General features: G+C 63.5%; 18 protein-coding genes. 11 read left to right on the top strand and 7 right to left on the bottom strand.

The annotated features are described in order from the left end of the window. Nucleotides 1-6 precede the first annotated feature (6 nt). From pcaF to AC0IYS_RS20120, 5 genes are all read left to right on the top strand, one after another. Nucleotides 7-1,209 (top strand): 3-oxoadipyl-CoA thiolase, encoded by a 1,203-nt coding sequence (gene pcaF / locus AC0IYS_RS20140; protein WP_471706851.1) that lies wholly within the window; start codon nucleotides 7-9, stop codon nucleotides 1,207-1,209. A gap of 97 nt (nucleotides 1,210-1,306) precedes the next feature. Further along, nucleotides 1,307-2,173: a branched-chain amino acid ABC transporter permease gene (locus AC0IYS_RS20135; protein ID WP_471706850.1), complete on the top strand. Its 867-nt coding sequence runs from the start codon at nucleotides 1,307-1,309 to the stop codon at nucleotides 2,171-2,173. A gap of 50 nt (nucleotides 2,174-2,223) precedes the next feature. Beyond that, the gene (locus tag AC0IYS_RS20130; protein ID WP_471708912.1) at nucleotides 2,224-3,216 is read left to right on the top strand and encodes a branched-chain amino acid ABC transporter permease; all 993 of its coding nucleotides are present in this window, start codon (nucleotides 2,224-2,226) and stop codon (nucleotides 3,214-3,216) included. Then, on the top strand, nucleotides 3,213-3,971 hold the full coding sequence (locus tag AC0IYS_RS20125; RefSeq protein WP_471706849.1) for an ABC transporter ATP-binding protein: 759 nt from the start codon (nucleotides 3,213-3,215) through the stop codon (nucleotides 3,969-3,971). The genes AC0IYS_RS20130 and AC0IYS_RS20125 overlap by 4 nt, the downstream gene beginning before the upstream one ends. Beyond that, nucleotides 3,964-4,665, top strand: a complete 702-nt coding sequence (locus tag AC0IYS_RS20120; RefSeq protein WP_471706848.1) for an ABC transporter ATP-binding protein — start codon at nucleotides 3,964-3,966, stop codon at nucleotides 4,663-4,665. Before AC0IYS_RS20125 ends, AC0IYS_RS20120 begins: the two co-directional genes overlap by 8 nt. Before the next feature lie 45 nt (nucleotides 4,666-4,710). Here AC0IYS_RS20120 and AC0IYS_RS20115 read toward each other — a convergent pair whose 3' ends face one another. Continuing rightward, on the bottom strand, nucleotides 4,711-5,238 hold the full coding sequence (locus tag AC0IYS_RS20115) for a MarR family winged helix-turn-helix transcriptional regulator (protein ID WP_471706847.1): 528 nt from the start codon (nucleotides 5,236-5,238) through the stop codon (nucleotides 4,711-4,713). Between the two features lie 131 nt (nucleotides 5,239-5,369). Here AC0IYS_RS20115 and AC0IYS_RS20110 point away from each other — a divergent pair, with 131 nt between their 5' ends. Genes AC0IYS_RS20110 through AC0IYS_RS20100 form a run of 3 tightly spaced genes read left to right on the top strand, consistent with a single transcriptional unit; the run spans nucleotide 5,370 to nucleotide 8,585 of the window. Then, the gene (locus tag AC0IYS_RS20110; protein ID WP_471706846.1) at nucleotides 5,370-6,422 is read left to right on the top strand and encodes an aromatic ring-hydroxylating dioxygenase subunit alpha; all 1,053 of its coding nucleotides are present in this window, start codon (nucleotides 5,370-5,372) and stop codon (nucleotides 6,420-6,422) included. Further along, complete coding sequence (locus AC0IYS_RS20105; RefSeq protein ID WP_471706845.1) at nucleotides 6,419-7,381, top strand: PDR/VanB family oxidoreductase; 963 nt, start codon at nucleotides 6,419-6,421, stop codon at nucleotides 7,379-7,381. Before AC0IYS_RS20110 ends, AC0IYS_RS20105 begins: the two co-directional genes overlap by 4 nt. Nucleotides 7,382-7,400: 19 nt before the next feature. After that, a complete protein-coding gene (locus AC0IYS_RS20100) occupies nucleotides 7,401-8,585 on the top strand; it encodes an ABC transporter substrate-binding protein (RefSeq protein ID WP_471706844.1) in 1,185 nt (394 codons plus the stop codon). Nucleotides 8,586-8,648: 63 nt separating this feature from the next. Here AC0IYS_RS20100 and AC0IYS_RS20095 read toward each other — a convergent pair whose 3' ends face one another. After that, complete coding sequence (locus AC0IYS_RS20095) at nucleotides 8,649-9,512, bottom strand: MurR/RpiR family transcriptional regulator (RefSeq protein ID WP_471706843.1); 864 nt, start codon at nucleotides 9,510-9,512, stop codon at nucleotides 8,649-8,651. Between the two features lie 259 nt (nucleotides 9,513-9,771). On the opposite strand from AC0IYS_RS20095, the gene AC0IYS_RS20090 reads away from it, so the two are divergent. Further along, complete coding sequence (locus AC0IYS_RS20090; RefSeq protein ID WP_471706842.1) at nucleotides 9,772-11,037, top strand: C4-dicarboxylate transporter DctA; 1,266 nt, start codon at nucleotides 9,772-9,774, stop codon at nucleotides 11,035-11,037. Beyond that, nucleotides 11,034-12,065: a porin gene (locus AC0IYS_RS20085; protein ID WP_471706841.1), complete on the top strand. Its 1,032-nt coding sequence runs from the start codon at nucleotides 11,034-11,036 to the stop codon at nucleotides 12,063-12,065. The genes AC0IYS_RS20090 and AC0IYS_RS20085 overlap by 4 nt, the downstream gene beginning before the upstream one ends. 18 nt (nucleotides 12,066-12,083) lie before the next feature. On the opposite strand, the gene pcaCD is transcribed toward AC0IYS_RS20085, so the two are convergent. From pcaCD to pcaH, 4 genes are read right to left on the bottom strand one after another with little or no spacing between them, the layout of a single operon-like run. Next, nucleotides 12,084-13,346, bottom strand: coding sequence for a bifunctional 4-carboxymuconolactone decarboxylase/3-oxoadipate enol-lactonase PcaCD (gene pcaCD / locus AC0IYS_RS20080; protein ID WP_471706840.1), 1,263 nt, complete (start codon nucleotides 13,344-13,346; stop codon nucleotides 12,084-12,086). A gap of 7 nt (nucleotides 13,347-13,353) precedes the next feature. Next, the gene (locus AC0IYS_RS20075) at nucleotides 13,354-14,733 is read right to left on the bottom strand and encodes a lyase family protein (protein WP_471706839.1); all 1,380 of its coding nucleotides are present in this window, start codon (nucleotides 14,731-14,733) and stop codon (nucleotides 13,354-13,356) included. 18 nt (nucleotides 14,734-14,751) lie between these two features. Next, complete coding sequence (locus AC0IYS_RS20070; protein ID WP_471706838.1) at nucleotides 14,752-15,273, bottom strand: peptidase associated/transthyretin-like domain-containing protein; 522 nt, start codon at nucleotides 15,271-15,273, stop codon at nucleotides 14,752-14,754. An 11-nt stretch (nucleotides 15,274-15,284) separates the two neighbouring features. Continuing rightward, nucleotides 15,285-15,977 carry a protocatechuate 3,4-dioxygenase subunit beta gene (gene pcaH / locus AC0IYS_RS20065; protein ID WP_471706837.1) on the bottom strand — a complete coding sequence of 231 codons (693 nt, stop codon included), beginning with the start codon at nucleotides 15,975-15,977 and terminating at the stop codon, nucleotides 15,285-15,287. Between the two features lie 145 nt (nucleotides 15,978-16,122). On the opposite strand from pcaH, the gene AC0IYS_RS20060 reads away from it, so the two are divergent. Then, nucleotides 16,123-16,896, top strand: a complete 774-nt coding sequence (locus AC0IYS_RS20060; protein WP_471706836.1) for an IclR family transcriptional regulator domain-containing protein — start codon at nucleotides 16,123-16,125, stop codon at nucleotides 16,894-16,896. Here the strand turns inward: AC0IYS_RS20060 and AC0IYS_RS20055 are convergent. Beyond that, nucleotides 16,893-17,786, bottom strand: a complete 894-nt coding sequence (locus AC0IYS_RS20055) for a helix-turn-helix domain-containing protein (RefSeq protein WP_471706835.1) — start codon at nucleotides 17,784-17,786, stop codon at nucleotides 16,893-16,895. The genes AC0IYS_RS20060 and AC0IYS_RS20055 overlap by 4 nt on opposite strands. Nucleotides 17,787-17,798 lie beyond the last annotated feature (12 nt).

The raw sequence follows: 17,798 nt of genomic DNA, 5'->3' as shown, positions 1-17,798 counted from the left end.
CGAAACATGAACGAAGCTTATATCTGCGACGCGGTCCGCACCCCGATCGGACGCTACGGCGGCGCCCTGAAGGATGTGCGTGCCGACGATTTGGGCGCGGTGCCGCTGCGCGAACTGATGAAGCGCAATCCCGGCGTGCAGTGGGACCAGGTGGATGACGTGATTTACGGCTGCGCCAACCAGGCGGGCGAGGATAACCGTAACGTGGCGCGCATGTCGGCGCTGCTGGCCGGACTGCCGGAGCAGGTGCCAGGCACCACGCTGAATCGCCTTTGCGGCTCCGGCATGGATGCCGTGGGCACGGCTGCGCGCGCGATCCAGGCGGGCGACGCTTGCCTGATGATCGCCGGCGGCGTCGAATCGATGACGCGCGCGCCTTTCGTCATGGGCAAGGCCGATTCGGCCTTCTCGCGCAGCGCCTCGCTGCAGGACACGACGATGGGCTGGCGCTTCGTCAACAAGAAGATGAAGGAAGCCTACGGTACCGACACCATGCCGGAAACGGCGGAAAACGTCGCCGAGGATTTCGGCGTCAGCCGGGCCGACCAGGATGCGTTCGCGCTGGCGAGCCAGGAACGCGCCGCCACCGCGATCGCCGCAGGGGTCTTCGAGCGCGAGATCGTGCCGGTGTCGATCCCGCAGAAGAAAGGCGATCCGGTCGTGTTTGCGCAGGACGAGCATCCGCGCGCGACGACCATGGAGGCGCTGGCCAAACTCAAAGGCGTGGTGCGCCCCGATGGCAGCGTGACCGCCGGTAACGCGTCCGGCATCAATGACGGCGCCTGCGCGCTGTTGATCGCCAGCGGCGACGCCATGCAAAAGCACGGACTGAAGCCGTTGGCGCGCATCGTCGGCATGGCCACCGCCGGCGTGGCCCCGCGCGTGATGGGCATCGGTCCGGTGCCGGCGGTGCAAAAGCTGCTGCGCCAGACCGGCCTGACGTTGGAGCAGATGGACCTGATCGAATTGAACGAGGCGTTTGCCGCGCAAGGCCTGGCCGTGCTGCGCGAACTTGGCTTGGGCGCCGACGATCCCCGCGTGAACCCCAACGGCGGCGCGATCGCGTTGGGCCATCCGCTGGGCATGAGTGGCGCGCGCTTGGTCACCACCGCCACCTATCAGTTGCACCGCACCGGTGGCCGCTATGCGCTGTGCACCATGTGCATCGGCGTGGGGCAGGGCATCGCGATGATCATCGAAAAGGTGTAAAGCCTCTTTGATTTAATGCAGTTACAAGTGCGGGAGACAAAATGAATAAGCAAAAAAACGGCGCCAACGAGCGCCTTGCGTATCGACGGAGGCAGCCATGCTAGCGAATCTGGCCGGCGTGCTGTTTGACGGCATCGCCTATGGCAGCCTCCTTTTCCTCATCAGCGTGGGCCTGTCGGTCACGATGGGGATGATGAACTTTATTAACCTGGCCCACGGCGCGTTCGCGATGCTGGGCGGGTACGTCAGCGTGATGCTGCTGTCACGCCTCGGCGTGCCTTTCCTGGCGTCGCTGCCGCTGGCGTTCATCGCCTCCGCCGTGGTGGGGCTGGTGCTGGAGCGGACGCTGTACCGCCGCCTGTACAAGGCCAGCCACCTCGATCAGGTGCTGTTCTCCATCGGCCTGACCTTCATGTCCGTGGCCGCCGCCACCTTCTTCTTCGGACCGACGCAGCAGCCGGTCACGCTGCCGGCCTGGCTGCACGGACAGGTATCGTTGTTCGGCCTCGATGTCGGCGCCTACCGGCTGTTCCTGATCGGTATCGTGGTGCTGATCACCATCGCGCTCGGACTGCTGATCGAGCGCACCCGCTTCGGCGCGCAGATCCGCGCATCGGTCGATAACCAAACCGCGTCGGCGGGCCTCGGCATCAACGTCAGCCTGGTGTTCAGCCTGACCTTCGCGCTGGGTTCCGGCCTGGCCGGCTTGGGCGGCGGGCTTGGCATCGACGTGCTGGGCCTCGACCCAACCTTCCCGATCAAGTACATGGTCTACTTCCTGCTCGTGGTGGCGGTGGGCGGCGCCGGCACCATCAAGGGGCCGCTGCTGGCCGCGCTGATACTGGGCGTGTTCGACGTCGCCGGCAAATACTACGTACCTGACATCGGCGCCTTCGTTATCTACGCGCTGATGGTGGTGCTGCTGATCGTCTTCCCGGCTGGCCTGGTAAGGAGGAAAGCATGAACGCCTTTACCGAAACCGCAGTTCAACCTGTTCCAGTCGCAAAGACCGTCATGACGCCACTACAGAAACGCCAACTGAACCTGCCGAACGACCGCTGGAAGCCGCTCGAAATCGTCTTCTGGCTGATGCCGGTGGCCGCGTACTTTTTCTTTCCCGGTTATCTGGTGTTGATCAGCCAGATCATGATCATCGGCTTGTTCGCGCTGTCGCTGGATCTGATCCTCGGCTACGCCGGCATCGTCTCACTGGGACATGCCGCATTCTTCGGCCTTGGCGCCTACACCGCCGGCCTGCTGGCGGTGCATGGCTGGGGCGAGCCTTTGAGCGGCCTGCTGGCCGGCGCGGTGGTGGCGGGCGTGTTCGGCTTCGTTACATCGTTCCTGGTCGTGCGCGGCCAGGATTTGACGCGGTTGATGGTCACCATGGGCATCTGCCTGATGCTGCACGAAGCGGCCAACAAGGCATCCTTCATCACCGGCGGCGTCGATGGCCTGTCCGGCATGATGGTGGGTAAGCTGTTCGGCGTTTTCGAATTCGACTTGAACGGAACGGTGGCCTTCTGGTACAGCTTTGCCGTGCTGTTCATCCTGTTCGTGGTGCTGCGCCGCGTGGTCAAGTCGCCGTTCGGTCTGAGCCTGATCGGCATCCGCGAAGGCGTTCGCCGCATGCCTTCGCTGGGCGTCAACGTCAATCGCCGCCTGATCGCGATCTTCACGGCCGCCGCGGCCATAGCCGGCGTGGCCGGTGCGCTGCTGGCCCAGACGACGCAGTTCGTCGGACTCGATGCGCTGGGCTTCCCGCGCTCGGCCGAGCTGTTGATCATGCTGGTGCTGGGAGGCACCGGGCGACTTTACGGTGCGCTGATCGGCGCCGCCGTGTTCATGATCGCGCAGGATTACATCTCCGGCCTGAATCCGGCCTACTGGCAGTTTTACATCGGCCTGTTGCTGGTGCTGATCGTGCTGTTCGCGCGCGGCGGCATCCTCGGTGGCCTTGAGAGGATCGCCCAGCGTTTCAAACCATCCCGTAAGGAGCAGGCATGAGCCAGGACACCACACTGCGCACCGAAGGCCTGGGCAAGCGCTGGGGCGGATTCGTCGCCAACAGCGACGTGACCCTGACTTTCAAACCCGGCGCGCGCCACGCGCTGATCGGCCCTAACGGCGCCGGCAAGACCACCTTCATCAACCTGCTGACCGGCGGCTTCATGCCCAGTAGCGGCAAGGTCTATCTGGGCGGCGAGGATATCACCAACCTGCCGCAGCATGAGCGGGTACATCGCGGCATGACGCGCACCTTCCAGCTCAACACCCTGTTCGCCGGCATGACGGTGCTGGAATCGGTGGCGCTGGCCATCAGCGAGCGTCGCGGCTTGCAGTCGGTCTGGTACAAGACGGTGGAAAACCATCCCGACGTCATCGACGAGGCGATGGCGCTGCTGGCCACGCTGAAACTGACCGACCAGGCCAATAGCATCACCCGCAGCATGGCTTACGGTAAGCAGCGGCTGGTGGAGATCGCGCTGGCGCTGGCGACCAAGCCGCGCATCCTGCTGCTGGACGAGCCGGCGGCCGGCATTCCTTCGGCCGAGAGCAAGGAGCTGTTCGAAGTACTGTCACAACTGCCGCGCGATGTGACGGTGCTCTTCATCGAACACGATATGGGGCTGGTGTTCCGCTTCGCCGACCGCATCACCGTGATGGTGGGCGGGAAGGTGCTGACCGAAGGCACGCCGGAGGAAATCGCGGCGGACCCGCGGGTGAAGGAAGTGTATCTGGGGGAGGCCGAACATGCGTGAGTTACTGGCGCTCGATAAAGTCACCGCCGGCTACGGCGAGTCCATCGTGCTGGAAGATGTGTCGTTTACGATGAATGAAGGCGACAGCCTGGCGCTGTTGGGCCGCAATGGCGTGGGTAAAACCAGCCTGCTGGTGACGCTGATGGGATTGACGCGGCTGCACGGGGGCGGTATCCGCTGGGACGGCAACGACATCGCGCGAATGCCGACGCACAAGCGCTCGCGCTCGGGGCTTGGCTGGGTGCCGCAGGAACGCCATATGTTCCCGTCGCTGACAGTGGAGGAGCACTTGACCGTGGTCGCGCGTCCCGGTCCGTGGAATCTGCAAAAGGTCTATCAGATCTTTCCGCGCCTGTTCGAGCGCCGCAGCAACATGGGCAACCAGTTGTCCGGCGGCGAGCAGCAGATGGTGGCGATCGCGCGCGCGTTGATGACCAATCCGCGCATCCTGCTGCTCGACGAGCCGATGGAAGGCCTGGCGCCAATCATCGTGCAGGAGTTGGTGCGCGTGATCCGCAAGCTGGTCGAGGAGGAGGGCATGTCGGTGATCGTAGTCGAGCAGCATGCGCGCCTGGCGCTGTCGCTGACCAAGCGCGCCATCGTGCTCGATCGCGGCCGCATCATTCACGACTCGGACAGCGCCAGTTTGCTGGCAGACGGTGACAAGCTCGATAGACTGGTGTCGGTGGCCTGAGTCTCGCTTTGCAGGCGCGCCATCGCGGCGCGCCTTTTTTATTCGCTATGTTTTGTAGACGGCGACGGTCGGTGCCGATGCGCTGGCGGGGGCGGGGGCGGGGGCGGGGGCGGTCAAAGGCGCCCGGCTTTGCTCATTGTTTTCCTGTACCAGCTTGGTCAACAACTCCATGAACTTGAGCTGCTCTTCGCTGCTCAGCGGCGCCAAAAGACGGCGGCGCAGACGTTGCGCGCCAGGGATCATATCGTCCAGCAGCTGCTGGCCGGCGCGGGTGATGGTCAGAGCGCGCTGGCGACGATTGGTCGGAATGACTTTGCGCTCCAGCAGACCCTTCTCCTCCAGCCGCGCGCACACGGTGGCGCCGGTGGAGGTGTCGATGCCGCTGCCGGCCGACAGCGAGACCTGGTCGATGCCGGGATTACCGGCCAGGTTGCGCAGCATCGCGTACTGCACCGGCGTCAATTCGCCGCCCATCTCGTCGTAAAAAATCGAGACCGATATCTGCTGCGCGCGGCGCAGCAAGTGTCCCGGATGTTCGTACAAATTGGTCAAGGTGCTTTCGGTTTCTGGCATGGCGTATTCTCTGCTTGTGCGGCGCAATATGAAAAGAATTGGGCCTGGGTGTTTACTTCCGCGGTTTCCGGTCTATACTTTACGATATTCAGTGCACTGAATGTTAAGCTGAAAACCAATAAGGAGACAAGATGTATCCAAAAAACACATGGTATGTGGCTTGCACACCCGACGAGATCGACGTCAAACCGCTGGGCCGCCAGATCTGCGGCGAGAAAATCGTTTTTTATCGTGGCGCCGAGGGCAAAGTGGCGGCGGTGGAGGATTTTTGTCCGCATCGCGGCGCGCCGCTGTCGCTGGGCTTCGTGCGCGAGGGGCAGCTGGTCTGCGGCTACCACGGCCTGGAGATGGGCTGCGACGGTAAGGTGATCAGCATGCCGGGCCAGCGCGTGCGCGGCTTCCCCTGCATCCGCAGCTATCCGGTGGAGGAGCGCTATGGCTTCATCTGGGTCTGGACCGGCGACAAGGAGCTGGCCGATCCGGCGCTGATCCATCATCTGGAATGGGCGGACAATCCGGAATGGGCTTACGGCGGCGGCCTGTATCACATCCAATGTGAATACCGTCTGATGATCGATAACCTGATGGACCTGACGCACGAGACCTACGTCCACGCGTCGAGCATCGGCCAGAAGGAGATCGACGAGGCGCCGGTCACCACCCGCGTCGAGGGCGAGGAAGTCATCACCAGCCGCTACATGGAGAACATCATGGCGCCGCCGTTCTGGCGCGCGGCGCTGCGCGGCAACGGCCTGGCCGACGACGTGCCGGTCGACCGCTGGCAGGTCTGCCGCTTCACGCCACCGAGCCATGTGATGATCGAGGTGGGCGTCGCACACGCGGGCAATGGCGGCTACGACGCCGATCCGAAGTTCAAGGCGTCGAGCATCGTGGTCGACTTCATCACGCCGGAGACGGAGACGTCGCACTGGTACTTCTGGGGCATGGCGCGCAACTTCAAGCCCGAGGACAAGGAATTGACGGCGACGATACGCGAAGGGCAGGGCAAGATCTTCGCCGAAGACCAGGAGATGCTGGAGCTGCAGCAGCAGAACATCCTGCGCCATCCCGACCGCAAGCTGCTGATGCTGAATATCGACGCCGGCGGCGTGCAGTCGCGCCGTCTGCTGGATCAGTGGATGGAGAAGGAGAACGCGCAGCAGAAGCCGGAGCAGGCGGCATGAGCGCCGGCCTGCTGAACGTCCGCGTCGAGCGCCGTACCAGCGAGGCGGAGGATATCTGCAGCTATGAGCTGGTGAGCGCGGATGGCACGCCGCTGCCGGCTTTCAGCGCCGGCTCGCATATCGATGTGCATGTGGGGCCGGACCTGGTGCGCCAATACTCGCTATGCAATCCGCCGCACGAAACCCACCGCTACCTGATCGGCGTACTGCGCGATCCTGCGTCGCGCGGCGGCTCACAGGGCATGCATGAAAAGATCCATGTCGGGGCTTCGCTGACCATCAGCTCGCCGAAAAACCACTTTCCGTTGGTGGACGCAAAACGCAGCCTGCTGCTGGCCGGTGGTATCGGTGTGACGCCCGTGCTGGCGATGGCGGAGGCGTTGTCGGCGCAGGGCGCGGACTTCGAGATGCATTACTGCGCGCGCTCGCCCGAGCGCACCGCCTTCCGCGAGCGCATCGCCGCCTCACCGTTCGCCGCGCAGGTGCACTTCCACTACGATAGCGGCGCGCCCGAACAAAAACTCGACCTGGCGGCGCTGCTGGCGGGGTTGGATCGCGAGACCCACATCTACTTCTGCGGCCCGACCGGCTTTATCGACTACGTGAAGGCGGCAGCCGCCGCGCAGCAGTGGCCGGAGGCGCAACTGCACCTGGAGTACTTCGGCGCGGCCGCCGTCGATACGGGCGGCGACCTGGCCTTCGAAGTCAAACTGTCGTCCACCGGCGCGAGTTACAGTGTTCCCGCCGGCGTCACCGTGATGCAGGTGCTGCGGGACGCCGGCGTATTTGTCGCGGCTTCCTGCGAGCAGGGCGTGTGCGGCACCTGCCTGACACGCGTGATCGAAGGCGTACCTGATCACCGCGATCTGTATTTGACCGAAGAAGAACAGGCGGCCAACGACCAGTTCACCCCTTGCTGTTCCCGTTCCAAAAGCCCGACCCTCGTGCTCGACCTATAAAAAACAAGAAGGAGACACCATGTCACAGAATATCAATACGCATCGCCGTCACATCCTGCTGGGCGCGGCCGCCTTGTCCGCCGGCGTGCTGCCGACTGTCGCTGCTGCGGCCGAGCCGTTGAAGGTGGGTCTGATCGTGCCGATGTCCGGACCGTTCGCCTCCACCGGCCGCCAGATCGAGGCAGCCGTCAAACTGTTCATGCAGCAGAACGGCGCCACCGTCGCCGGGCGCCAGGTGGAAATCATCCTCAAGGACGACGGCGGGGTGGCGCCGGATGTCACCAAGCGTCTGGCGCAGGAACTGGTCTCGCGCGAGAAGGTGCAGGTGCTTGCCGGCTTCGGCCTGACGCCGCTGGCCTTCGCCGCCGCGCCGGTGGCCACGCAGGCCAAGGTTCCCATGATCGTGATGGCTGCGGCGACGTCGGTGATTCCGCAACGCTCGCCGTACATTGTGCGCACGGGCTTTACGCTGGCGCAGGTGACCGCGCCGATGGCGCAGTGGGCCGCCAAGAACAAGATGAAAACCGTGGTGACGCTGGTGAGCGACTATGGTCCCGGGCTGGACGCGGAGAAGGTGTTCGTCAAGGATTTCAACGAGGGTGGCGGCAAGGTGGTGGAAAGCCTGCGCGCGCCATTGCGGAATCCGGATTACGCGCCGTTCCTGGCCAAGGTGAAGGACTTGAAACCGGACGCGCTGTTTGTATTCGTGCCCTCGGGCGAGGGCGCGGCGGTGCTCAAGCAGTTCACCGAACGAGGTCTGGCCGGCGCCGGCATTCGCTTGATCTGCACCGGCGACGTGCTGGACGACGATCTGATGGCGAGCATCGGTCCGGCCGTAGCAGGTGTCGTCAGCAGCCATCATTATTCGGCCGCGCATCCGTCGGCGGAGAACAAGGCGTATGTCGAGGCGTTCGGCAAGGCGAACAAGGGAATGCGACCAAACTTCCACTCGGTCGGCGCCTATGACGGCATGCATCTGCTGTATGCGGCGCTCAAGAAGACCTCTGGCGACAGCAGCGGCGACAAGCTGCTGGCGGCGATGAAGGGCATGGAGTGGACCAGCGTGCGCGGCCCGGTCAGTATCGATGCCGGCACCCGCGATATCGTGCAAACGGTTTATATTCGCAAAGCCGAGGCTAGCGGCGGCTCCTTCTTCAACGTGGAATTCGACAAAGTCGATAAAGTGCGCGACCCGGGCACCTGATTCGTTGCTGATCCACGTAGGGCGGATTAGCGCAGCGTAATCCGCCAGGAGCCGCCAAGATAATCACAACTCGTTTAGTTGCGCGTGCAGCTCCTCGATCTTGACCAGGCGCTGGCGGCCGGCCTGACCGGTCTTGTCGATCAATTGCGACGCCAGCACGTGGCACAGCGCCATCACCGCCGCATGATTGTCCAGCGGGGTGGCGCTGCCCGTATCGCACTTCAACACCCAAGTGGCGCCAAGGTCGCTGTGATTCGACGAATCGGTGATCAGCACCGTCTTTACGCCCGCCCGGCTGACGGCGGCGACCAGCGCGCCCAGTCCCGGCGTGCGCCGGCGCAGGCCGAACACGATGAAAATATCGTTCGGCTGCAGTCCCACCAGATACTCCGCCATCGTTTCCCCTGATACCGGAAGTAGATACACGTTGCTTCGAAACTGGATGAACTGCCAGCGCAGGTACGCGGCAAAAAAATAGTTGTTTCGTTGGCCGAACACGCGCACCTGCCGCGCCTTGGCGATCGCGGTGCCGACTTCACCCACCTGCGCCGCCGACATGCCCGCGAAGGTGCGCTGGATGTTTTGCACGCTGGCCGACACATGGCGATCGAACGGACCGCCATCCTTTCCTCCCTCGTCCGATTCGCGGCGATCCATCAAATACAGCGGCGAGCCCCAATCCTTGCCTTCGCGCGCAAGACGGCGCATCTGGTCGTAATTCTCATACCCCAGTCGATGAACCAGCCGCGTCATCGTCGCGTTGGACACCCCCGCCATGCGCGTCACCTCCGAAGCCGAATAGCTGGCCAATTGTCCGGGCGACTCCAGTATCACATTCGCCAGGCGCTTTTCGGCCTGCGGCAGTTGGTCGAGATGCTGCTTGATGGTGGTCGAGAGGCTGTCTATGAAAGGAGTTTTTTTTGTCATCGATCGCATTCCAGGAAAAGCGCGTAAGGATCACCCGCCGCAGCGCCAATATACACCGCCCCGGCGTTTGCGGTTGTCGGCGAAATGCGACTAACGCCGCGCCTATTTCGATGCAAGCGACAGGAAAATGTTGACGCTGGATGAAAAACGATTTTCAATAAATTGATAAGTGAAAAAAGATTATCGGCGATGCGCGGGGCCTGATAAAAGAAACCAAAGGTAGTTTTGTGCGTGTTGAATAAATAGGGAGGGATCAGCAATGCGGTTTTTCAAATCACTGTTTGGCCAGATCATCGTCGCGATGTGCGCGGGCATATTGCTGGCGGTGTTCTACCCGGATGTCGGCCGGAGTCTCAAGCCGCTGGGCGATGGATTCATCAAGTTGATCAAGATGATCGTTCCGATGATCGTGTTTTGCGTTGTCGTGCAGGGCATCCACGGCGCGGGCGAATTGCGCAAGGTTGGACGTGTGGGCCTGAAGGCCCTGATCTATTTCGAGGCGGTGACGACGATCGCGCTGTTGCTGGGTATCGTGTTCGCTTACGTCTTCCATCCCGGGGCTGGCATGAACATCGATGCCGCCACGCTCGACGCCAGCTCGCTGACCAGCTATGTCGATAACGCCGAGGGCGTGCGCAAGGCCGGCCTGGCCGAATTCATGCTCAAGCTGATCCCCAACACCGTGGTCAGCGCCTTCACCTCCGGCGACGTGCTGCAGGTGCTGTTGTTCTCCATTATATTCGGCTGCGCCCTGTCGCTGATCGGCGAGAAGGCGCAGCCGGTGGCGACCCTGATCGACGGCCTCGCCACCGCCTTCTTCAAGTGCATGTCCTTCATCATCAAGCTGGCGCCCATCGGCGTGTTCGGTGCGATCGCCTTCACGGTCGGTAAGTACGGTATCGGCTCGCTCAAGCAGTTGGCCATGCTGGTGCTGCTGTTCTACGGCGCGGTGATCGTGTTCGTGTTCGTCATCCTTGGCGCGATCCTGCGTGCAGCTGGCTTCAACATCTTCAAGCTGATCGGCTACCTGCGCGAGGAACTGCTCATCGTACTGGGCACGGCTTCCTCGGACAGCGTGCTTCCGCAGGTGATGCGCAAGCTGAAGTTCATGGGCATCAAGGATTCGACCGTTGGATTGGTTATCCCGACCGGCTACTCCTTCAATCTGGATGCGTTCTCGATCTACCTGACGCTGGCCGCCGTATTTATCGCGCAGGCCACCAACACGCCGCTGGCGACGGGCGATCTGCTGTCCATCCTGGCAATCGCGCTGATCACTTCCAAGGGCGCGCACGGCGTACCCGGTTCGGCCATCGTGATCCTCGCGGCCACCCTGACGGCGATACCCGCCATTCCGGTGGTCGGCCTGGTGCTGGTGCTGTCGGTCGATTGGTTCATCGGCATCGCGCGCGCGGCCGGTAATTTGATCGGCAACTGCGTGGCGACCGTGGTGGTGGCGGTATGGGAGAAGGATATCGATCGCGAGCGGGCGCACGCGGTTTTAAATGGAAAGGAAAAAGCATGAAGAAATCGTTTTTTGCGCTGGCGGTGTTGACGGCTTTGGCTGCCGGCGGCGTGGCGCAGGCGCAGTCCGGGGTTACCGTTTATGGCAACATCGATCTGGGCATATCCAAGAAAACCGGCGGCGCGCTGTCCGAGGGACGGCGCGATAACAACCGGCTTGGCTTCAGGGGCGTGGAGGACCTGGGCAGCGGCTTGAAGGCCTTGTTCCAGCTTGAGATACGCTACGATCCGGATATCGGGGCTGTCGAAGGTGTATCGCGTCCGCTATTCCAGGGGCAGAGCCGCGTCGGTCTCCAGGGCGATTTCGGCACCGTACGGATCGGGCGCGGCTTGACCGCCTATCAGGACTCGAACGTGGTGTTCGAGCCGTTTCGGGGCACGCCCAGCACCGCCGGTTTTGAAACCGACTTGATGGTGGCGGGTTACAACAGCCAGCCGCTCGACCCTGCCGGGTCGTCGGCAAATCGTTTTTCCAATGCGGTGTTTTATAACTCGCCGGTGGTGGGTGGGTTGCAGCTCAACGTCACCGTCGCCAGCAACGAGGCGCTTGGCAATCCGGTGCTGATCGGGCGCGGGACGGCGGCGGCTCCGCAGTATCCGGCCAATTCGAAATTGAACAGCAATCCGTATTCCGCCACCCTGGTGTACAAGGCAGGCATGTTCGGGGCGATGCTGGCGTCGGAACGCAATGCCGCCGAAACCCGTTTGTGGTCGGTGGCGGCGTCGGTTCAGCCCAGGCGCGATCTGAAGCTGATGGCTTCTTACCAGAGCCAGGACCAGGATCATACCGTTGCCGTCAATTCGGTGACGAAGGCCTGGGTGGTGGGGGCGAATCTGGATATCGGCCCCGGAACGCTGTTGGCCGGCTATGGCCGCAAGTCGCCGGATGGCATGGAGCCGACCAAACAGATCGGGGTGGGGTACGAATACAACCTGTCGACGCGGACGTTCTTGTATGCCGATGCGTCGCAGCGCAAGACTGCGACGTCGGTTAACTTTTATGGTGTGGGCATACACCACCGGTTTTAAGCTGCCTCCCCGGCTTGTCTAAAGTTCCGCGATGAACGAGCGGACCGCCTGGCTGAAGGCTGACGGCTGCTCGATGTAGCTCAGGTGGGAAGCGTCGCGGAGTATCGCCAGCTTTGCGCCGGGGATGCCGTCCACCAGTGTTTGCGACATCTCGATTGGCGTTCCCTGATCCAGTTCGCCAGCGATCACCAGGGTTGGAGTCTGGATCGCCGTCAGGCGCGCGGTCGTGTCGACGGTGCCGACGGCGTTGCAGCAGCCGGTGTAGCCGACGGTGTCGGTCGAGACCACGCGGCGGCGGAAGCGGGCGACCGTCGCCGCGTGCTCGGCGCGGAAGCCATCGTGGAAGTAGCGTCCCATGACGGCATCGGCGATCGCCTCGATGCCGCTCTCGTTCACCGTGGCGATACGCTGATTCCAGGCGTCGCGCGCGGCTTGCGGATAGCCGGACGTGGTATTGGCCAGCACCAGCGCGCGCACCAGCGCCGGGTGGCGCAGCGCCAGTTCCTGGCCCACCATGCCGCCCATCGACAGCCCTACCCATACCACTGGTCCGGTATCGAGTTCGCGCAGCAGTGCGGCCGCGTCGTCGGCCAGATGGGCCATTGTGTACGCTCCCGCCGGCGACTCCGAACTACCATGGCCCCGGTGATCGTAGGCGATGACGCGGCTATCCTCCGACAGCTGATTCGCCAAGCCGTCCCACATCGTCAAGTCGCAGCCGATGGCGTGGCTTAGCACGACGGTGTGACGGGGCGCCTTGCCGTTGCGCGGCTCGCGCACAGTGTAGTGCAGCGATGGCCGGCTGCCTGTGCGGCCTTCGCGGCCTGCGCCGGGGTGGCTGGCGTAGGCGGGGGCCGCAGGTTCCAGCTCGTAGCCGATCTGCGAGCCCACCTCGCGCAGGATTACCAGCGCATGCGTGAAGGCGGTGTTCGCCGCCGGCACGCCCGCGTAAATGGCCGATTGAATCAGCACTTCCTTCAGTTCGTCCGGCGTCAGGCGGTTGGTTTCGTCGCCCAGCAGCGCTGCGCGCACGTGAAGATCAAATTCTTCCCAACGGCCCAGGGCGATGGTGATGGAGAGGACAATGGCGCGGCGGGTTTTTTGTTCAAGACCCGGACGTCCCCAGATCTCGTTCCAGGCGAAACGCGTGATCAGGTTCTGGAAATCGGCATTGAAGTTGTTGGCGTTGCCGAGTGACCGGTCCACCCAAGCATCGCCCAGGATGGCGCGGCGGTTGTTCAGGCCACGTTCGAAGTCGTGGTCGATGGGATCGTAGCTCATGGTGTCTTCACTTGTGGTTGAGCGAGGCGATATCGCTTCGCAGGCTTTGCAGCTGTTTTTGCGCAAGCCGTTGTGCCGGCGCGGTGGCGGCGACCGGATCGAACAGCGTGTGCAGATGCGCCATGTCGACGTGGGCGCGCAGCTTGTCGTCCTGTTTCACGGCTTCCGCCAGTACATCGGCGAGGTGGCGCTGGCTGGAAAGCGCCTCGCCGGTCATTTTTTCCAGCAGCGCGTGCGCCGCCTGCTTGCCGATCGTGGCAGCCAGATAGGCCGATGCCGCCTCGGCGAACACCAGCCCTTGCAGCGCATCGATATTGCGCAGCATGCGCGTGCTGTCGATGTGCAGGCCGGCGAAGGCGTCGTTCAGCGCTTGCAGCGCGCCGTGGGCGCTCAGGAACAGTTTGGGCCACTCGGCGAGTTCCGCCTGCCAGTTGCCCAGTCCCCGCTCATGCTGCTGGCCCATGCTGGCCAACAGCGCCGCCGCGTGCTGCGGCGTGCGCGTGGCGGCGGCCAGGGCGATCATCGCCGATACCGGGTTGCGTTTGTGCGGCATGGCCGACGAGCCGCCGCGCCCATTGCCGGATGGTTCGGCCAGTTCGGCGATTTCGCCCTGCGCCATCAGGCTCAGGTCCGTGGCCAGCTTGCCCAGGCTACCCGACAACACCGCCACTTCCAGGCCCAGACGCACCCACTCGTCGCGCTGCGTGTGCCAGGCTGCATCTGCCAGTTTGAGTTTGAGCGCGGCGGCGACACGGCCGGCGACCGCCGGACCTTGTTCTCCCATCACCGCCAGGGTGCCGACAGCGCCGCCCAGTTGCAGCTGCAGCGCGCGCGATGCGCTGTCTCGCAGGCGCAGGCGGGCGCGCACGAGGGGCGCCAGCCAGCCTGTCAGCTTGAAACCGAAGCTGGTCACCTGGGCCGGTTGCATCAGGGTGCGCGCCAGCACCGGCGTTGCCAGATGCCGCTCCGCCAGTTCCAGCAGATGCCCGGTCAGGTCGTGCAGGCCGTCATCGAGCAGTTGCAGCGCGTCGCGCGTGGCCAGCACCATGGCGGTGTCGATCACGTCCTGGCTGGTGCTGCCCCAGTGGACCTTGCCTGCGGCTTCGGCGTCGTAGAGCGCCACGGTCTTGGTCAATTCCTTGACCAGCGGGATGGCCAGGCTGCCGGCGCGGCGGCCGGCGCTGATGATGGCGGGGATGTCGTAAAGCTGCGCGTTGCAGACGCCGGCGATCGCGCGTGCGGCGGCGGGTTCCATCAGGCCTTCATCAGCCTGGGCCTGCGCCAGCGCTTCCTCGAAACGGAACATCGCCTGCACGATGGCCGCGTCGTCAAACACGGCGATCATGTCGGTGGTGGTCAGGAAGCTGTCGAAAATCGATACACTCACTGCGGCTCCAGTTCAGGTTCAAACATAGTCGAAGAAGGCGGTTTCCTGTGCGCCCTGCATATGGATGTCCCAGCGGTACTGGCCATCGGCGGTTTTCGCCGCGAGCAGGGTGGGGCGGCGCGCCGCCGGAATTTGCTCAAGTATCGCCGATTCCGCCAGTCCGGCGTCGTCTTCCAGGAAAACGGCGGTGAACTGGTGCTTGACCAGGCCGCGCGCGAACACGGTGATGTAAGCCAGCGGCAGGCCCGGTGCCTGCGGGATGGCGTACAGGCGCAGGGTGAACTCGCCCTGGTCGCCGCTCGGCACGCGGCGGAAGCCTGCCAGTGGCTGCGACGCTTCCGCATCGGCTGCCGCCGGCTGCCAGGCTTCGATCTGGGCATCGTTGATCGCCACGCCGTCGCCGTCGTAGATGGTGCCGCTGATGGTGATGGCATCGGCCGGCTTGGCGGCGTCGCTGAGATCCACCGCCCATTGCCACGCCGCGTGCGAGAACGGGCCGATGGTCTGCGAGGTGGTTATCGGTTTTGCTGGATTGGTCATGTCGGTTCCCTTCAGATGCCGGTTGGCGTGGCGTCGCGGCCGCGCAGCACGATGTCGAATTCATAGCCCAGCATTTCGGCGCCGACCGTGTGCTCAAGGCTGAAGCGCGAGACCAGGCGCTGGCGCGCGGCCAGGTCCGGAATGCTCTGGAAGATCGGATCGTAGTCGAACAGCGGATCGCTGGGGAAGTACATCTGCGTGACCAGCCGCTGCGCATACACGTTCCCGAACAGCGAGAAGTGGATGTGTGCCGGACGCCAGGCCTTGTCGTGGTTCCCCCATGGGTACGGGCCGGGCTTGATGGTGACGAAGCGGTAGCGGCCATCGTCGTCGGTCATCATCTTGCCCCAGCCGTTGAAGTTGGGGTCCAGCGGCGCGTTGTGTTGGTCGCGCTTGTGGCGATAGCGGCCGGCCGCGTTGCACTGCCAAACTTCCAGCAGCGAGTTGCGTACCGGTTTGCCGTCTTCATCGAGCACGCGGCCCGTGACGACGATCTTCTCGCCCAGCGGTTCCGATTCTCCGTGCGCGGTCAGGTCCATGTCGTTCGGCAGCAGGATGCGCGGCGATGGCGCGATATTCTGCGTCACCGGGACCGGCGCGACGATGCGCAGCGCCGGCTGCACTGGCCCCCGCTTGGCGGTCGATTTATATTCTGAATAAATCAGCTCCGGATAGACGCCGGGCGCGATAGCATCGAATTTCACTGCTGTCTCCTGAGGTGGGTGATGTGGTTGTTCTGTAGCTGATGGTACGAAAGCGGGCTTGCCGTCACAAGCGGCTGGGGGCGTGTTATATTCGCTAAACGCACAATTTGTGCGCATATCGCCCAAATTGCCATTTTTCTCCGTTATGAGCACTGAAAACGACGCGCCAGCCAAGCGCGACATGATCGCCGGCCTCGAAAAAGGCTTGCAGGTGATCGAGGCGTTCGACCAGGAGCGCGGCCGCCTGAGCATCGCTGAAGTGGCCGAGCGCACCGGCCTGACGCGCGCGGCGGCGCGGCGCTACCTGATCACGCTCACGCATCTTGGCTATATGCGACACGAGAACAAGCTGTTTTCGCTGACGCCGATGGTGCTGCGGCTCGGCCAGTCCTACCTGCATTCGGCGCGCCTTCCGCGGTTGGCGCAGCCGCTGTTATACCGGCTCGCCTATTCGGTGGGGGAGGCGGCATCCGTCGGCGTGCTCGATCACGATCAGTTGGTGTGCGTGGCGGCTGTCAGCGCCGGTCAACTGGTGTCGGCGACCCTGCAGCCGGGGACGCGGGTGCCTGCGTGGTGCACCGCGAACGGCCGCATGCTGTTGGCCAGCCTGCCGCAGGACCAGTTGGACGCCTTTCTGGTCCGGGTACGGCCGGAGCAGATCACCGAGCATACGATTGTCGGCAAGGAGCGCCTGGCGCTGGAGATTGCGCGCGCCCGGGCGCAGGGCTACGCGCTGGTGGACCAGGAGATGGAGCTGGGACTGCGCACGATGGCTGTCCCGTTGAAGAATTTTCGCGGCGAGGTGGTGGCGGCCATGAACATCAGCGTCCACGCGGCGCGCATGCCGCTCGACCAGATGGTGGAGCGCTGCCTGCCTGCGCTGATCAAGATGCAGGTGGAGTTGAACGCTTTGCTTTAGTCGTTTTTGCGGAATTCCTTGGGCGTGAGGCCCATGCGCTTCTTGAACAGGCGGCTGAAATAGGCCGGATCCTGGAATCCCAGTTCGTAGGCGATGCTGGCGATGCTGGCCGGGACGTAAGTCAGTTTGCGGCAGGCCTCCAGCATCAGCCGGTCCTGGGTGATGTCGAACGCCGATTTGCCGGACAGCTTGAGGCACAGGCGGTTAAGGCGCACCGGCGACGCCTTGAGCACATCGGCATACTGGCCGACCTGCCACTGTTCCTTGAAATGACGCTCCACCTCCGCCCTGAAGCGGCTGAACAACTCAAAGTCTCCCCGGCCCGACTGGTCGGCAAAGCGGTGGTCGGCCTGCACCCGCACCAGCAACAGCAGGGCGGCGCGCGCCAGCCACTCGAGCATCAGCGTGTGGCCGTACTGAGGCCACGCCGCTTCGGCCAGCAGCTGTTGCAGCAGCGCCTCCAGACGCGCGCGCGCCTCCGGCAGTCCCGTCAAGTCGATCGCAAGCGGCTCGACAAACAGCGGGGAATACAAATCCCCCTGGTTGTCGGCCGCCGAGAAAATCACATTCTGGTCCACCGTCAGCACGTAACCCTGCGCCTCCGGCGAAAAATCGAAGCCGTGCACCACCGACGGATGGATCGTCAAAACGGCGGGGCCGCGCCGCTCCCAGAGCGTGTCGTTGACGCTCGCGCGCACTTCGCCCCCGAATAAAAAAAGTACCTGAAATAGTCCCGGGTGTGTGTGGTTGTCGATATGCCAGTCGTACCTGCGGCTGCGCGTTTCGATCAGCTCTATATGCACGAATTCGGCGTTTTCAGTGCGGGTTTGTTCGCCGTAGAGGGCAAACTTGGGTATCTCGGCGCGTGGCTCTTGGGCTGGGGAGGGCATGGTGTGGAATCC

It is taken from the genome of Duganella sp. AC237 (assembly GCF_979254035.1).
The sequence above is the reverse complement of the archived record's forward strand: the minus strand, read 5'-3'. Positions and strand labels throughout refer to the sequence as shown.

Coding starts and splice junctions, on each gene's coding strand:
- pcaF (WP_471706851.1), top strand. CDS start 7: ATGAACGAAGCTTATATCTGCGACGCGGTCCGCACCCCGATCGGACGC.
- AC0IYS_RS20135 (WP_471706850.1), top strand. CDS start 1,307: ATGCTAGCGAATCTGGCCGGCGTGCTGTTTGACGGCATCGCCTATGGC.
- AC0IYS_RS20130 (WP_471708912.1), top strand. CDS start 2,224: ATGACGCCACTACAGAAACGCCAACTGAACCTGCCGAACGACCGCTGG.
- AC0IYS_RS20125 (WP_471706849.1), top strand. CDS start 3,213: ATGAGCCAGGACACCACACTGCGCACCGAAGGCCTGGGCAAGCGCTGG.
- AC0IYS_RS20120 (WP_471706848.1), top strand. CDS start 3,964: ATGCGTGAGTTACTGGCGCTCGATAAAGTCACCGCCGGCTACGGCGAG.
- AC0IYS_RS20115 (WP_471706847.1), bottom strand. CDS start 5,238: ATGCCAGAAACCGAAAGCACCTTGACCAATTTGTACGAACATCCGGGA.
- AC0IYS_RS20110 (WP_471706846.1), top strand. CDS start 5,370: ATGTATCCAAAAAACACATGGTATGTGGCTTGCACACCCGACGAGATC.
- AC0IYS_RS20105 (WP_471706845.1), top strand. CDS start 6,419: ATGAGCGCCGGCCTGCTGAACGTCCGCGTCGAGCGCCGTACCAGCGAG.
- AC0IYS_RS20100 (WP_471706844.1), top strand. CDS start 7,401: ATGTCACAGAATATCAATACGCATCGCCGTCACATCCTGCTGGGCGCG.
- AC0IYS_RS20095 (WP_471706843.1), bottom strand. CDS start 9,512: ATGACAAAAAAAACTCCTTTCATAGACAGCCTCTCGACCACCATCAAG.
- AC0IYS_RS20090 (WP_471706842.1), top strand. CDS start 9,772: ATGCGGTTTTTCAAATCACTGTTTGGCCAGATCATCGTCGCGATGTGC.
- AC0IYS_RS20085 (WP_471706841.1), top strand. CDS start 11,034: ATGAAGAAATCGTTTTTTGCGCTGGCGGTGTTGACGGCTTTGGCTGCC.
- pcaCD (WP_471706840.1), bottom strand. CDS start 13,346: ATGAGCTACGATCCCATCGACCACGACTTCGAACGTGGCCTGAACAAC.
- AC0IYS_RS20070 (WP_471706838.1), bottom strand. CDS start 15,273: ATGACCAATCCAGCAAAACCGATAACCACCTCGCAGACCATCGGCCCG.
- AC0IYS_RS20060 (WP_471706836.1), top strand. CDS start 16,123: ATGAGCACTGAAAACGACGCGCCAGCCAAGCGCGACATGATCGCCGGC.
- AC0IYS_RS20055 (WP_471706835.1), bottom strand. CDS start 17,786: ATGCCCTCCCCAGCCCAAGAGCCACGCGCCGAGATACCCAAGTTTGCC.